The following is a 14,496-nucleotide window of genomic DNA, read 5'->3' on the forward strand; positions in this document are numbered from 1 at the left end:
TTATTATTAAATATTAAATTTCCTTAGTTTAATACTTGTCAATACTTTTTTTGTATATAACGGGAAATCTGAATTTTGTATCCAATCATAATAATTTGGGTCTTTTTCAAAAATTTTGAATACTTTTTCTCCTTTGTATTTTCCAAAATTGAATATTTCATTCCCATTTTCATCTATTTTTAGAAAACCAGCAAGATCTGCTATATTTTTTTGATGAGAAAATTTATTTAGACTTTTCACATCTTTTTTTAGATCTTCATATTTTTCTAATTGAGCAAGTAATATTTCATACGTAGCAAATGTATCTGCTTTAGAGCTATGTGCCTTTATAAGATTTTTTCTACAATAATATTTATAAGCAGCAGAAAGATTTCTAGGTTCCATCTTGTGAAAGATTACCTGTACGTCTATTGTATTATGTTTTTTAATATCGAAAGGAATTCCTGCACGTAGCATCTCTTCTACTAAAATTGGAATGTCAAATCTATTAGAATTATAACCTGCTAAATCCGTATTTTCAATCATTTTTAGAATAGGAATCGCTACATTTTTAAATGGTAATTTTCCTTCTACATCTTCATCTTTAATTCCATGAATAGCTGTAGATTGTGGTGGTATAGGTATTTCAGGAAAAATAAGCCAAGTTTTATCTTCTTGTTTACCATTTGGAAATATTTTCAATATAGATATTTCTATAATTCTATCTTTTCCAATATTTATTCCTGTAGCTTCTATATCAAAGAAACAAATAGGACGATAAAGTTGTAGTTTCATGTTTTCTAATGTAATTTTTTTCTATTAAATCTATGAAAATAAATTGAAGTTATGATATATAAAATGACAATGCATGGAATAGCTACCATATGTAAAGTTAATAAAAGAAATATACTAATTAGTAAAAATAAATAACGTTTTTTATTTCTTTTCCAAGAAAAACCATAAAAATTAAAGGAAATCATAGGTATTTTAGTTATTAAAAAATAACAGGAAAAAAAAATCATAAAAAATATTATAATAGGAGAAAATACAATTTCTTTTATTGCAATATTTATATTTTTACTTGGTTTATATTTCATTATAATAGATAAAGAAGTAAAAAATATAGTATTCACTGGAGTGGTCAAACCATAATTTTTATTATCCATATGATAAGTTATGTTAAATTTAGCTAAACGCCATGCGGAAAATATGGGAATCAAAAAAGAAGACCATTCTATGAATGGTATTATTTTTTGATTCCCATTTATATTTTTAAATAAAAGAAAAACTATTATCGATGGAACTAAACCAAAAGAAACCATATCCGCTAAGGAATCTAATTCTTTACCAAATTTATTTTCTATTTTCAGATATCTAGATAGAAATCCATCTAAAGTATCAAAAATCAATGAAAATATAGTAAAAAAAGCCGAATATTCAAAAAGTTTTGATTGTAAAAAAATAATAGAAATACACCCAAAAAATAAATTCAATAAAGTAAAAATATTTGGAATGATTTTTATGATTTTTTTCATGGATATATGATATTCTAAAAATAATATTTTATTTTATTTTTTCATACGTTATGATAAATTTTTTTTACGAAGTTTCTAACTTTTCTATTCAAAATGAATCTATATTTATTCAATCTATTTGTATTATATTAAAAAATGAAGGAAAAAATATTGGAGATATTAATTATATTTTTTGTAGTGATAATTATATTTTAAATATAAATAAAAAATTTCTTCGAAAAAATTATTATACAGATGTCATATCTTTTTCAGGATTTGATGAAAAAAAAAAAGAAAAGTATATATCAGGAGATATATTTATTAGCATAGATAGAGTTTTAGAGAATTCTAAACAATGGAATCAACTTTTTAAAGTTGAATTAAAACGTGTTATGATCCATGCTATATTACATTTTTTGGGATATGATGATCAAAAAAAGAAAAGTAAAAAATTAATGAGAAAAAAAGAAGAGTTTTATTTAATTTTATTTCAGTAAAAAAATTATGTTTTTAAATACATATGATATTATTATTGTTGGAGGAGGACATGCAGGAGCAGAAGCGGCTTCAGCCTCTTCTAAAATGGGATCAAAAACTTTGCTAATTACAAGTAATTTACAAACAATTGGTCAAATGTCATGCAATCCAGCTATAGGAGGAATAGCTAAAGGACAAATAATAAGAGAAATAGATGCTTTAGGAGGTTATTCAGGGATAATTTCCGATTATAGTATGATTCAATTTAGAATGTTGAATATGTCTAAAGGACCTGCTATGTGGAGTCCTAGAGCACAATGTGATAGAAAATTATTTTCTCATAATTGGAGATTTTTTTTAGAAAAAAATCATCAATTAGATCTGTATCAAGATACGGTAACTTCTTTAATTGTAAGTAAAGATGCTACGGTTAAAGGGGTGATAACATCTTTTGGAATAAAAATTATGGGGAAATCGGTCATACTTACAAATGGAACTTTTTTAAATGGAAAAATTCATATTGGGAAAAAAAAGATAAATGGAGGTAGAATATCGGAAAAAGAAGTTAGAGGAATAACAGAACAATTAACTAAATATTTCGGATTTCAACATGGTAGAATGAAAACTGGAACTTCTCCAAGAGTAGATGGACGTTCTTTGAATTACAAAAAAATGAAAGATCAAAATGGAGATATTTTTCCTAAAAAATTTTCTTTTTTAAAAACAATGAAATTAAAAAAACAATGTAAATGTCATATTTCTTACACAAATGAAGAAATTCATGATTTTATTAAAAAAAATTTGAAATATTCTCCTATTTTTACAGGAGCTATTCAAGGTATTAGCCCTAGATACTGTCCTTCTATTGAAGAAAAAATTTATAGATTTTCCGATAAAAAAAAGCATCATATTTTTGTAGAACCAGAAGGATGGAATACAGTAGAAGTATATATAAATGGATTTTCTACTTCTTTACCAGAAGAAAAACAATACCAAGCTCTAAGAAAAATTTCAGGATTTGAAAATGCAAAAATGTTAAGACCTGGATATGCTATTGAATATGATTATTTTCCTCCAATACAATTAAAACTTACTTTGGAAAGTAAGTTCATAAAAAATCTTTTTTTTGCCGGACAAATTAATGGAACTACAGGGTATGAAGAAGCAGCTGCGCAAGGATTAATCGCTGGAATTAATGCTCATTTAAAAATTCATGAAAAGGAGCCATTCATTCTTAAAAGAAATCAAGCTTATATTGGAGTATTAATAGATGATTTGATTACAAAAGGAACAGAAGAGCCCTATAGAATGTTTACTTCAAGAGCTGAATATAGAATGTTATTACGTCAAGATAATGCGGACGAAAGATTAACTCCTATGGGATATAAAATTGGATTGATTTCAGAAAAAAGAATGAAATTAGTAGATAAAAAAAGATTTCAAGTTGAAAAATGTATTTCTTTATTTAATAAGATTAATCTAAATCCAGAAATACTTAATCCTATTCTAAATAGGAAAAAATCTCCTATTGTATATCAGGAAAAAAAAATAGATGCGATTTTATCTCGTTCGGAAATCAATATAGAAGATATTATTTCTATCCCTTTTTTAAAAAAAGAGATAGAAATAAATAATCTTAATCAACAAGAAATATTAGAGCAAGTTTCTATTCGAATTAAATATAGAGGATATATCGAACGGGAAAAAGAAAATGCTAAGAAATTATTGAAACTAGAAAATATTCGAATTCCAAATAATTTTGATTATGAAAGGATTCCATCTTTATCTATAGAGGCTAAGGAAAAATTAACTTATCATCGTCCGGTATCCTTTGCACAAGCTTCAAGAATTAGTGGAGTTTCTCCTTCGGATTTAAGTGTTTTATTAGTCTATATGGGGCGTTAATTTTTAGCTTTAGATAGAACAAATAAATCTTCATCCTCTTTTTTCATATAGAATTTTTCCCTAGCTATTTTTTCCAAATATTTAGGATCTTTATTTAACTTTTTCAGATGATTCCCTTCCAAAAAAATTTTTTTTTTTAAAAAATTTCTATCCAATATCATTTTATTTATAGTTTTTTTTAACTTCCAATGTAATATCAAAGAATTGGTATCAAAAAAGGACATCCATATAAAAAAAAACAAACTGATCCAAAAATATTTAGTTCTAAATATTTTCTGGATTATGGATTTTTTTTTCATTTTTTCCAATTTTTTATAGTGTTTACTCCTATAATTATGGTCCAGTATACACTCAAAAAAAATAAAAAAAGAATGCACCAGAATCCAGATATTGTTATGAGTATAAAAAATAAAAATCCTATAAATTTGATTATCATAATCATAATGAATATAATTATTAAATTAATAAAATTTTTTATTAATTTCGTAAAAAAAAGAAAAATGATTTTTAGAACCGAAAGAGATACATTGGGATTGGTACAAGTTCCTATGGATAAATATTGGGGTGCTCAAACAGAAAGATCAAGAAATAATTTTAGAATTGGAATAGAAGGATCTATGCCTATAGAAATTATACATGCCTTTGCTCTTTTAAAGAAAGCAGCTGCATATGCCAATTTTGAATTTGGAATTTTGTCTAAAAAAAAAAGAGATTTAATTACTTTGGTTTGTGAAGAGATTATGGAAGGAAAATTAGATGATCAATTTCCTTTAGTTATATGGCAAACAGGATCTGGAACACATACTAATATGAATATAAATGAAGTCATATCTAATAGATCTCATGTTTTAATGGGAGGAACTCTTGGAAAAAGTAAGTCTTTTATACATCCAAATGATGATGTAAATATGTCTCAATCATCTAATGATACCTATTCTACAGCAATGAATATTGCATCCTATAAAAAATTGATAGAAAAGACGATTCCTTCTATAGAAATTCTACGTAATATATTGGAAAAAAAGACAAAATCATTTAAAAATGTGATTAAAATAGGGAGAACTCATCTTATGGATGCTATTCCTATAACTTTAGGACAGGAATTTTCCGGTTATGTTTCTCAAATAGATCATGGATTAAATTCTATTAAAAAAACTTTAGATCATCTTTCTGAATTGGCTATTGGAGGAACAGCTGTTGGAACAGGTTTAAATACTCCTAAAGGTTACGATATAAAAGTAACTGATTTTATTTGCAAATACACTGGACTTCCATTTAAAGTAGCAAATAATAAATTTGAAGCAATAGCATCCCATGATTCTATTGTGGAATCTCATTCTTCTCTCAAACAAATCTCCGTTTCTTTGATGAAGATAGCAAATGATATTCGATTTTTATCTTCGGGTCCTCGTTCAGGAATAGGAGAAATTCATATTCCTGAAAATGAACCTGGATCTTCTATTATGCCTGGAAAAATAAATCCAACCCAATGTGAATCTCTCATGATGGTTTGTACACAAGTAATAGGAAATGATTTATCGATTTCAATAGCAGGAGCATCAGGAAATTATGAGTTAAACGTTTCTAAACCATTAATAGCCTATAATTTTTTGCAATCTGCACAACTTATTTCTGATTCTTGTAGTTCTTTTTCTAATCTTTGTGTAAAAGGAATTACACCCAATTATACAAAAATTCAAGAATTATTAGATAGATCTTTAATGTTAATAACAGCACTTAATACTTCTATTGGATACGAAAAATCCGCAAAAATTTCAAAAAAAGCTTATGAAAATAATAGTACTTTAAAAGAGGAAGCTATTCGATTAGGATATTTGACAAATGATGAATTTGATAAATTAGTAAGACCGGAAAAAATGGTATAAATATTATCATAATTATGAAAATATTTCCTTTACGTTTATTTCGATGATATTTGCTATTTTTTCTTCTGAAATAGAATATAATTTTGAAATTTTTTTCAAAATTATTTTTAAGTAAACAGGTTCATTTCTTTTTCCTCTAAAAGGATAGGGAGATAAAAATGGAGAATCTGTTTCTAACACTATATTTTTTAAATTAATTTTATGTAAAAATGAACTAATATTATTATTTTTAAAAGTAATCATTCCTCCAATTCCTAGTTTTAACCCAAAATTAATAATTTTTTTTGCTTGTTCTAAGGTCCCAGAAAAACAATGAAAAATTCCTGTAATAGGATGATATTTTTTTAAAATATCAAAAACTGGGTCAAAAGCCTTTCTACAGTGTATAACTATAGGTAATTTTTTTATTTTTGCATATTGTATTTGAGTTTGAAATGCATATTTTTGTTCAAGAAAAAATTTTTTTTCTAAGTGTAAATCTATTCCAATTTCCCCTACAGAAATGAAAGAATGTTGATCTAACCATTTTTTAATACTATTTAATTCTTTTTCTAAATTATCCGGATTTACTTTACTAGGGTGTAATCCTATCATGGGAAAACAAATATTTGGATATTTTTTCTCTAATTTTAATATTTTTGGAATTGTTGTACGATCTATAGAAGGAATATAAAGCTTATGTATTCTGTTATGAATTGCTTTTTTTATGACAACATCTCTATCTTTATCAAATTGTTCCATATATAAATGAGTATGAGTATCAGTTATTTTCATATAAACATTATTAATTTTGTTTAAATTAAAAATTTTATTCTGTATGAAAGCTTATATATTTCCGGGTCAAGGTTCTCAATTTATGGGGATGGGAAAAAATTTATACAATACTTCTAATTTAGCAAAAAAATTGTTTCAATTATCCGATGATATTTTGGGTTTTCGTATGACAAATATTATGTTTGATGGTTCTATGGAAGTTCTAAAAAAAACTAAATATACACAACTGGCTGTTTATATACATTCAGTAATACAAGCAAAAATTTTAGACAATTTTAATCCGGATATGGTAGCTGGACATTCTCTTGGAGAACTATCCGCTTTAGCATCTATTAATGTATTTTCTTTTGAAGATGGATTGATTTTAGTAGCTAAAAGAGCCTCTCTTATGCAAGAAATATGTGAATCTATACATGGAGGGATGGCCGTAATATTAGGATTAGAAGATCATATTATAGAGAAAGTTTGTAAAGAAGATAATGGAATTATTGTTCCTTCTAATTATAATAGTCCTGGACAATTGGTAATTTCTGGAGAAGAAAGAGCTTTAAAAAGAGTTTGCTTATCTTTAAAAAAGATAGGTGCTAAGAAAATATTAAGACTTCCTGTTAATGGAGCTTTTCATTCTCCTGTTATGGAACCAGCTAAAAAAAAATTATCGAAATTTATAGAAAAAATTTCATTTAAAGATTCTAAATGCCCAATATATCAAAATGTAACGGCTAAATCAGTTATAAAATCTAACGATATAAAAAAAAATATCATAGAACAATTAACATCTCCCGTAAAATGGAAACAATTGGTGGAAAATATGATTTCTAATGGTGCTATTTCCTTTAAAGAAATAGGCCCAGGAAATATTTTACAAGGAATAACGAAAAAAATTTTCAATAAAATTTATAAAAAATGATTTTTATTAATATTATGCGTCAATATAAACATTTTTTTTATAGTCATGGAAAATTGTTATTAACGGGAGAATATTTTATTTTATATGGAGCTTATGGTTTAGCTTTACCTACCGTAAAAGGACAATCATTTACTATATTTTATGATAATAATTGTTCTGTATCTTCTGGATTACATTGGAAGAGTTTTGATGAAATAGATAAACCATGGTTTGAAGTATTTTTTCAACTTCCTTCTTTAGATATTTGTTATGATACAGAAAAGAAAACAGCTATTAGATTAAGAAATTTATTGTTGGAATCTAGAAAAATTCAAAAAAATTTTCTTAAAAATTCATTTGGAATTTTTTATGTAAAAACGAAATTAGAATTTCCTAGAAATTGGGGGTTAGGAAGTAGTTCTACTTTAATTAATAATATAGCTAAATGGGCTAGAATAGATCCTTATATGTTATTAGAAAAAAAATTTCTAGGAAGTGGATATGATATAGCATGCGTATCTAATTCAAAACCAATAATTTATAAATTAGAAAATAAAAAACCTCATGTTATTCCTATAGATTTTAATCCTCCATTTAAAGACAAACTTTTTTTTCTACATCTTAATAAAAAACAAAATACTTTTGAAGGAATCCGATTTTTTCGTTCAAAAAAAAACATATCTAGAAAAAATATCGATTCTATTTCTTCCATAACTAAAAAAATTCTATTTTGTAAAACTTTGAAAGAATTTGAAATATTATTACTTAAACATGAAAGTATTATATCCGGAATACTTGATCTTCCTACTGTAAAAGAAAATTATTTTCCGGACTATTTAGGTATAGTAAAAAGTTTAGGAACTTGGGGTGGGGATTTTGTTTTAATAAGTTCCAGAAAGGGGATGAAAAAATATTTTTCAAAAAAAGGATTTCATACTATTCTTTCATTTGATGAAATGATTTTTTGATAATTAATATAGAATAAAGGATCTCTTATTTCAATATTTAATTGTAAAAATTATTTATATTTTATTCAAAATTTATTTATTATGTGCAGTATTGTTAATTTTGATATTAATGGATGTAATTATAAACTTCCAGTAGTTTATGGAACTTTTTATGAAGAAAAAGCTATTAATATATCTAAACTTAGAGAAAATACAGGATTTATTACATTTGATCCAGGATTTAAAAATACAGGAATTGTTAAAAGTTCTATCAGTTTCATAGATGGAGAAAAAGGAGTTCTATTATATAGAGGTTATCCTGTTGAACAAATTATTAATAAATGTTCATTTATAGAAACTAGTTATCTTCTTTTAAATGGTGAACTTCCTAATACTGCACAATTAAAATCTTTTTCTGAAAGAATAAAAGAATTCAATTCAATTAATCATAAAATTTATCAAATACTGGATAAATTTCCTGTATTCTATCATCCTATGGGAATATTATCGTCTTTAACGTGTATTCTTACTGCATTCACAGATTGTATTAATCTAAAAGAGGAAGATATGTATTTACATCTTTTAGCAAAACTTCCTGTATTAGCAGCATTAACTTATAGAAAAAAAGTAGGTCTTCCTCCATCTTATTCCGATAAGGATTTATATTATACTTCCAATATTTTAAATATGTTTTTTTCCATACCAAAAAAATGTTATCAAACAAATCCAATTATTACAGATGCTTTAGATAAACTTTTAATATTACATGCAGATCATGAACAGAATTGTTCCACTACTACGGTACGTTTGTTAGGTTCTGCATATGTAGGATTATTTTCATCTATATCCGCTGGAATTAGTGCTCTTTGGGGTAGGTTACATGGAGGAGCTAATCAGGCGGTTATTGAAATGTTAGAAAATATTTTGAAAAGTGGTGGAAATATAAAAAAATGGGTGGATAAAGCAAAAGATAAAAAAGATCCGTTTCGATTGATGGGTTTCGGACATAGAATTTATAAAAATTTTGATCCTAGAGCAAAAATAGTAAAAAAAGTAGCCGAAAATATTATTTGTGAATTAGGAATTGATGATCCAATTTTAGAATTAGCAAAGGAACTTGAAGAAATCGCTATTCGAGATCCATATTTTATAGAAAAAAAACTATATCCAAATATAGATTTTTACTCAGGAATTATTTATCAAGCGATAGGAATTCCAAAAAACATGTTCACGGTTATGTTTGCTTTGGGAAGATTACCTGGATGGATGGCTCATTGGAAAGAAATGAGATTAAATCGAGAACCTATAGGGAGACCTAGACAAATTTATATAGGATATAAAAAAAGAAATATATATTAAAACACATTTTGTGTATGATGTGCGGGCGAAGGGACTCGAACCCTTATGCCTGATGGGCATCAGATCCTAAGTCTGACGTGTCTACCAATTCCACCACGCCCACATTATAAAATTAATAGAAATTTTTATTAAATAAATGAAGAGGATACGATTTCCTTATTTTTATTTAAAATTTGATATTCCGTGTATTTAAATGAATTTCTAGGAATAATTTTAATCCATTTTTTATATTTAAAAAACCATTTTTGTTGAATAGAAGGAAATCCTTTTTTAAGATAAGCTTCTACAAAAGAATGTATATGTAATTGTATTCCTTTATGAAATTTATTTTTCATAATCTTTTCTAAGATAAATTCTAGATTATGAATATAAATTATAGGAGATTCTAATTCTTGATATTTTTCATTATATTTTAATTCAGGTCTTACTCTATGACGAGTGAATTGAACTAACCCAAATTCATTTGGAGGTAATATTTGGTGTGTAGCTCGATCGTTTTTCATTTTTTCTTTTATATGTTCGTACAATTTTTTTTTTTGACAAGGTTCAGACATATCTATAAAATCCACAACAATTATTCCTCCCATATCTCTTAATCTAAGTTGTCTAGCAATTTCTGTTGCAGCTAAAAGATTTACTTGCAATATATGATCCACTCTTTCTGAGTCTGTACAATTTTTTTTAATATGATTAATCATTCCACTATTAACATCTATAACATGTAAAGCTTCAGTATGTTCAATTACAAGATAAGCACCATTTCCGAGAGGAACGTTTTTCCCTAAAAAAGTTTGTATTTGTTTTTCAATTCCATATTTTTCAAATATGGGTATATTTCCCTTATAATATTTAATAATACTGGTTTTTTCTGGAGAAATAAAAGATAAATAAGAATGAATTTCTTGACAGAGAAGACTATTATTACAATAAATCGATTTAAAATCATCATTAAATGTATCTCTTAATAAACAAGAAGTTTTATTACTTTCACTTAAAACTTTAACTGGAGGTAATTTTATCAAATTACTTAATATTTTTTTCCATTTTTTTATCAAAATAAAAAGTTCTTTTTTTAAAATATTTTCTATTTTAAAACATGCGACTGTACGAATAATTATTCCAAATTCTTTTGGTTTTATTTTTTGCATGTATAAAATTAATCTATTTTTTTCCTTTACATTTTTTATTTTATGAGAAATAGAAACTTTTTCCGAAAAAGGAATTAATACCAAATTCCTTCCAGGAATACAAATTTTTGCCGTTAATTTTGGTCCTTTATTAGAAATTGGTTCTTTCGATATTTGAACCAAAATCTTTTGTCCGGGATATAATATTTTTTCTATAGAACTTTGATCTCCTTTTTTTTTTAAAAAAAAAGTATATGAATTGGTTAAAAAAAATTTTTTTTGATTTATGGTGATCAATTCTAACATTTTTTCTATTTGAAATCCAAGATCATCATAATGTAAAAAAGCTCCTTTTGAATAACCTATATCAATAATAGCTGCATTTAATGCATATGAAATTTTTTTAACTATTCCTAAGTATATATCTCCTACAGATAGTTTTTTATTGTAATTTTCTTGATGAAGTTCCAACAACTTTCCTTCTTCCAAAAGGGCTATTTTAACTTCTTGTTCTTCTGCATTTATAACTAATTCTTTAATCATACACAAAAACAAGGAAAAAAAATTTATAAATTATAATAGATTTTGATAAAGATGATCAAATTTTTATTTTTTTTTCTTATGCCTATTTTTCCTATTTCTTTTTTTTCTTTTATGGGTTGCTATTTTTCGTCTTTTTCTTTTTTTTCCGTTTGGCATAATAATTTTAAATCGTTTTTGATTTATTTTTAGACATACTATTATTTTTAATAATAGAAACGTTTTTCTTTACTAATTCAGTAAATGATTTTGCAGGTTTAAATGCTGGTATATTATGCGCAGGAATTACAATAGATATATCCTTAGATATATGACGTCCTAGTTTTTTAGCTCTATATTTAATAATAAATGATCCAAATCCTCTTAAATAAACATTCTTTCCAGATGTAAGGCTTTCTTTTATTTTTTTCATAAATGTTTCTATAACCTTTTTTGTGTCAATTCTTTCAGATCCAATTTCTGATATGATTTCTGTTATTATATCTGCTTTTGTCATTTTTAATCCTTCTAATAATATCCAAAATTCGGTTTCTTAAATATACCAATTTTTTATAAAATTGCTCTAAAATTAGATATACATGGATTTTTCCAAAAAAATAATAAATTGGTATAAAAATAATCATAGAAAACTTCCTTGGAGAGAAAATAAAAATCCATATTATATATTGGTTTCAGAGTTTATGTTGCAACAAACAAAAGTTTCACAAGCTATAAAGTATTATTCGAATTTTATAAAAAAATTTCCTAATTTAGAAAAGCTTGCTCAAGCTGAAGAAAAAGAAGTATTAAAAGAATGGGAAGGATTAGGTTATTACAAAAGAGCTATAAATTTACATTCTTTTGCAAAAAAATTAAGAGAAAAACCAATTGGGTTTTTTCCAAAAAAATACCAAGAACTCATTAAATATAAAGGAATAGGCCCATATACTGGAGCGGCTATAGCTTCTATATGTTTCGATGAAGTAGTTCCAGCTATAGATGGAAATTTTTATAGGGTATTTTCTAGATATCTAGGTATATATAATAATATTATATCAGTATTTACGAAAAAAATATTACGAACTTTCATTTTAAAAATGATGGATAAGAAAAATCCAGGTATTTTCAATCAAGCTATCATGGATTTAGGGGCTACTTTATGTACCCCAAAAAGGGTTAAATGCCTATTATGCCCTATAAAAATTTATTGTTTTTCATTTAAAAATGGAACTGTATATGAATTACCGGTTAAAAACATAATAAAAAAATCTATAAGAAATAGATTTTTTTATTATGTTTTCATATGTAATAATAGTAAAAAATTTTGCATTAATAAGAGATTAAATAAAGATATATGGAAGGGCCTTTATGAATTTCCTTTAATAGAATCAGAAAAAAATCTTCCCCTTTTCGAAATAAGAGATAAAATTTGGAAAAAATATAAAATATTTTCTGATAATATCATTTATAAAGTAAAAAATAAAATAAATAATCAAATTTTATCTATTCAATTCTTGAATTGTAAGATTATGAAACCTATTCAAATAAAAAAAAATTTAAATAAATTTTTTTTTATTTCACATGAAAAAATTTGTGAATATCCATTTCCTAGTCCTATTACTTTGTTTTTTAAAAATGAAAAAATGATTTAGTTTTTTTTATCTTTGATTAAATAAAAATCCAATTTTTTGTTCATCATCATTATTTTCTTTTCTAAAACTTAAAAATTCAATATATTGGGAAGGGAATCCTTGACGAATATTTTTTTAGAAAGCACTTTATATCTTCAAATAGTTCTTTATTTTGTATTAATAATAATCTTATTATTATTTTCTGCCCTTATATCTGGATCAGAAACTGCATTTTTTTGTCTTGAGAAAAAAACTATTGATAGGGAAATAAGAAAAAATCGCTATAGAGGAGATAAAGTATTAAAAATCCTGAAAAATAGAAAAAAACTTTTAGCTACTATACTTATATCTAACAATTTTTCTAATATTGGAATAGTCATATTAAGTTCATATTTAATAACAAAATACTTTACAGATAGTTTTTTTCATAAAATCCCTATTAACTTTTTATTAGAAGTAATTCTTTTAACTTTTATTTTACTTTTATTTGGGGAAATAATTCCAAAAATATATGCTAGAAAAAATAATTTTCGTTTTGCTATTTTGATGTCTCAAACACTAATTTACCTTAGTAAAATATTGGGTCCTATCAGTAAAATTATGATTTTAGTTTCCAGATTCATAGAGAAAAGAATGAAAAAAAAAAAGAATAGAATATCCGTAGATCAACTTTCAAAAGCTTTAAAAATTGCATCTTCAAATCAAAAAAATGTTAAAGAATGTCAATTCTTGCAAAGAATTGTTGATTTTGGAAATACGGAAACACATCAAATTATGACTCCCAGAATAGATATGTTTGCTTTGAATAAAAAAACATTATTTTCTAATATTTTAGAATTAGTTCGTAATCAGGGATATTCTAGAATCCCCGTTTACAAAGATAGCATTGATGATATAGAAGGAGTTCTTTTTGCTAAAGATCTACTTCCTTTTATTCATGAAAAGGAATTTGAATGGATTAAATTAATTCATACTCCTTTTTTTGTTCCAGAAAATAAAAAAATAGATGATCTTTTGAATGATTTTAAAAAAATAAAAATACATTTAGCAATTGTAGTTGATGAATATGGTGGAACTTGTGGATTAGTTACTCTTGAAGATGTTATTGAAGAAATAGTAGGAGATATTATTGATGAATATGATGAAGAGGTTCTCTCTTATTCCAAATTAAATCAAAATAATTATTTATTTGATGGGAAAACTTCTTTAATTGATTTTTACCGTATTATGAAAATTAAAGAAGAAGTTTTTTTTGAGAAAAAAAAAGGAGATGCAGATACTTTGGGTGGTTTTATTATGGAAATAAATAAAGAATTTCCAAAACAAAAACAAAAAATTAATTTTTTAAATTATTCTTTCCTTATAAGGAGGATAGATAATAAAAGAATAAAGAGTATAGAAGTAATAAGAAAAAAAAATAAATGATTTTATTATATATATGATATTTAGAATTAAATTTATATAATAAGATCATGAACGATATAATTTT

The 14,496-nt window shown here is 25.1% G+C and carries 14 protein-coding genes and 1 tRNA gene; 8 read left to right on the forward strand and 7 right to left on the reverse strand.

Annotated features, from left to right (window positions below; translation table 11 throughout):
* Nucleotides 1-6: 6 nt before the first annotated feature.
* Nucleotides 7-774, reverse strand: coding sequence for a 3'-5' exonuclease (locus DM815_RS02645; protein WP_110509182.1), 768 nt, complete (start codon nt 772-774; stop codon nt 7-9).
* A gap of 5 nt (nt 775-779) precedes the next feature.
* Nucleotides 780-1,514 (reverse strand): CDP-alcohol phosphatidyltransferase family protein, encoded by a 735-nt coding sequence (locus DM815_RS02650; protein ID WP_110509184.1) that lies wholly within the window; start codon nt 1,512-1,514, stop codon nt 780-782.
* 50 nt (nt 1,515-1,564) lie between these two features.
* On the opposite strand from DM815_RS02650, the gene ybeY reads away from it, so the two are divergent.
* The gene (gene ybeY, locus DM815_RS02655) at nt 1,565-1,990 is read left to right on the forward strand and encodes an rRNA maturation RNase YbeY (protein ID WP_110509186.1); all 426 of its coding nucleotides are present in this window, start codon (nt 1,565-1,567) and stop codon (nt 1,988-1,990) included.
* 7 nt (nt 1,991-1,997) lie between these two features.
* Nucleotides 1,998-3,875, forward strand: coding sequence for a tRNA uridine-5-carboxymethylaminomethyl(34) synthesis enzyme MnmG (gene mnmG / locus DM815_RS02660; protein WP_110509188.1), 1,878 nt, complete (start codon nt 1,998-2,000; stop codon nt 3,873-3,875).
* On the opposite strand, the gene DM815_RS02665 is transcribed toward mnmG, so the two are convergent.
* A complete protein-coding gene (locus DM815_RS02665) occupies nt 3,872-4,174 on the reverse strand; it encodes an FtsB family cell division protein (RefSeq protein ID WP_110509443.1) in 303 nt (100 codons plus the stop codon). The genes mnmG and DM815_RS02665 overlap by 4 nt on opposite strands.
* Before the next feature lie 201 nt (nt 4,175-4,375).
* On the opposite strand from DM815_RS02665, the gene fumC reads away from it, so the two are divergent.
* Nucleotides 4,376-5,761, forward strand: coding sequence for a class II fumarate hydratase (gene fumC / locus DM815_RS02670; RefSeq protein WP_110509445.1), 1,386 nt, complete (start codon nt 4,376-4,378; stop codon nt 5,759-5,761).
* A gap of 12 nt (nt 5,762-5,773) precedes the next feature.
* On the opposite strand, the gene DM815_RS02675 is transcribed toward fumC, so the two are convergent.
* Nucleotides 5,774-6,535: a TatD family hydrolase gene (locus tag DM815_RS02675; RefSeq protein ID WP_110509190.1), complete on the reverse strand. Its 762-nt coding sequence runs from the start codon at nt 6,533-6,535 to the stop codon at nt 5,774-5,776.
* Between the two features lie 43 nt (nt 6,536-6,578).
* On the opposite strand from DM815_RS02675, the gene fabD reads away from it, so the two are divergent.
* From fabD to DM815_RS02690, 3 genes are all read left to right on the forward strand, one after another.
* Entirely contained in the window at nt 6,579-7,445 is an 867-nt protein-coding gene (gene fabD / locus DM815_RS02680) for an ACP S-malonyltransferase (RefSeq protein ID WP_110509192.1), read from the forward strand.
* Nucleotides 7,442-8,392, forward strand: a complete 951-nt coding sequence (locus DM815_RS02685; protein WP_110509193.1) for a GYDIA family GHMP kinase — start codon at nt 7,442-7,444, stop codon at nt 8,390-8,392. Before fabD ends, DM815_RS02685 begins: the two co-directional genes overlap by 4 nt.
* Nucleotides 8,393-8,473: 81 nt before the next feature.
* Entirely contained in the window at nt 8,474-9,730 is a 1,257-nt protein-coding gene (locus tag DM815_RS02690) for a citrate synthase (RefSeq protein WP_110509195.1), read from the forward strand.
* Between the two features lie 20 nt (nt 9,731-9,750).
* Here the strand turns inward: DM815_RS02690 and DM815_RS02695 are convergent.
* The 3 genes from DM815_RS02695 to DM815_RS02705 form a co-directional block, all read right to left on the reverse strand.
* Nucleotides 9,751-9,833, reverse strand: a tRNA-Leu gene (locus tag DM815_RS02695).
* A gap of 25 nt (nt 9,834-9,858) precedes the next feature.
* Nucleotides 9,859-11,400, reverse strand: coding sequence for an Rne/Rng family ribonuclease (locus tag DM815_RS02700; RefSeq protein ID WP_110509197.1), 1,542 nt, complete (start codon nt 11,398-11,400; stop codon nt 9,859-9,861).
* A gap of 163 nt (nt 11,401-11,563) precedes the next feature.
* Nucleotides 11,564-11,893, reverse strand: coding sequence for an HU family DNA-binding protein (locus tag DM815_RS02705; RefSeq protein ID WP_110509199.1), 330 nt, complete (start codon nt 11,891-11,893; stop codon nt 11,564-11,566).
* A gap of 82 nt (nt 11,894-11,975) precedes the next feature.
* Between DM815_RS02705 and mutY the strand changes: the two genes are divergently transcribed.
* Both mutY and gldE read left to right on the forward strand, forming a co-directional pair.
* Nucleotides 11,976-13,028 (forward strand): A/G-specific adenine glycosylase, encoded by a 1,053-nt coding sequence (gene mutY / locus DM815_RS02710; protein WP_110509201.1) that lies wholly within the window; start codon nt 11,976-11,978, stop codon nt 13,026-13,028.
* Between the two features lie 84 nt (nt 13,029-13,112).
* Complete coding sequence (gene gldE / locus DM815_RS02715; protein WP_110509203.1) at nt 13,113-14,432, forward strand: gliding motility-associated protein GldE; 1,320 nt, start codon at nt 13,113-13,115, stop codon at nt 14,430-14,432.
* Nucleotides 14,433-14,496 lie beyond the last annotated feature (64 nt).

This window comes from Blattabacterium sp. (Cryptocercus kyebangensis), from assembly GCF_003226855.1.
GTDB lineage: Bacteria > Bacteroidota > Bacteroidia > Flavobacteriales > Blattabacteriaceae > Blattabacterium.

Coding starts and splice junctions, on each gene's coding strand:
- DM815_RS02645 (WP_110509182.1), bottom strand. CDS start 774: ATGAAACTACAACTTTATCGTCCTATTTGTTTCTTTGATATAGAAGCT.
- DM815_RS02650 (WP_110509184.1), bottom strand. CDS start 1,514: ATGAAAAAAATCATAAAAATCATTCCAAATATTTTTACTTTATTGAAT.
- ybeY (WP_110509186.1), top strand. CDS start 1,565: ATGATAAATTTTTTTTACGAAGTTTCTAACTTTTCTATTCAAAATGAA.
- mnmG (WP_110509188.1), top strand. CDS start 1,998: ATGTTTTTAAATACATATGATATTATTATTGTTGGAGGAGGACATGCA.
- DM815_RS02665 (WP_110509443.1), bottom strand. CDS start 4,174: ATGAAAAAAAAATCCATAATCCAGAAAATATTTAGAACTAAATATTTT.
- fumC (WP_110509445.1), top strand. CDS start 4,376: ATGATTTTTAGAACCGAAAGAGATACATTGGGATTGGTACAAGTTCCT.
- DM815_RS02675 (WP_110509190.1), bottom strand. CDS start 6,535: ATGAAAATAACTGATACTCATACTCATTTATATATGGAACAATTTGAT.
- fabD (WP_110509192.1), top strand. CDS start 6,579: ATGAAAGCTTATATATTTCCGGGTCAAGGTTCTCAATTTATGGGGATG.
- DM815_RS02685 (WP_110509193.1), top strand. CDS start 7,442: ATGATTTTTATTAATATTATGCGTCAATATAAACATTTTTTTTATAGT.
- DM815_RS02690 (WP_110509195.1), top strand. CDS start 8,474: ATGTGCAGTATTGTTAATTTTGATATTAATGGATGTAATTATAAACTT.
- DM815_RS02700 (WP_110509197.1), bottom strand. CDS start 11,400: ATGATTAAAGAATTAGTTATAAATGCAGAAGAACAAGAAGTTAAAATA.
- DM815_RS02705 (WP_110509199.1), bottom strand. CDS start 11,893: ATGACAAAAGCAGATATAATAACAGAAATCATATCAGAAATTGGATCT.
- mutY (WP_110509201.1), top strand. CDS start 11,976: ATGGATTTTTCCAAAAAAATAATAAATTGGTATAAAAATAATCATAGA.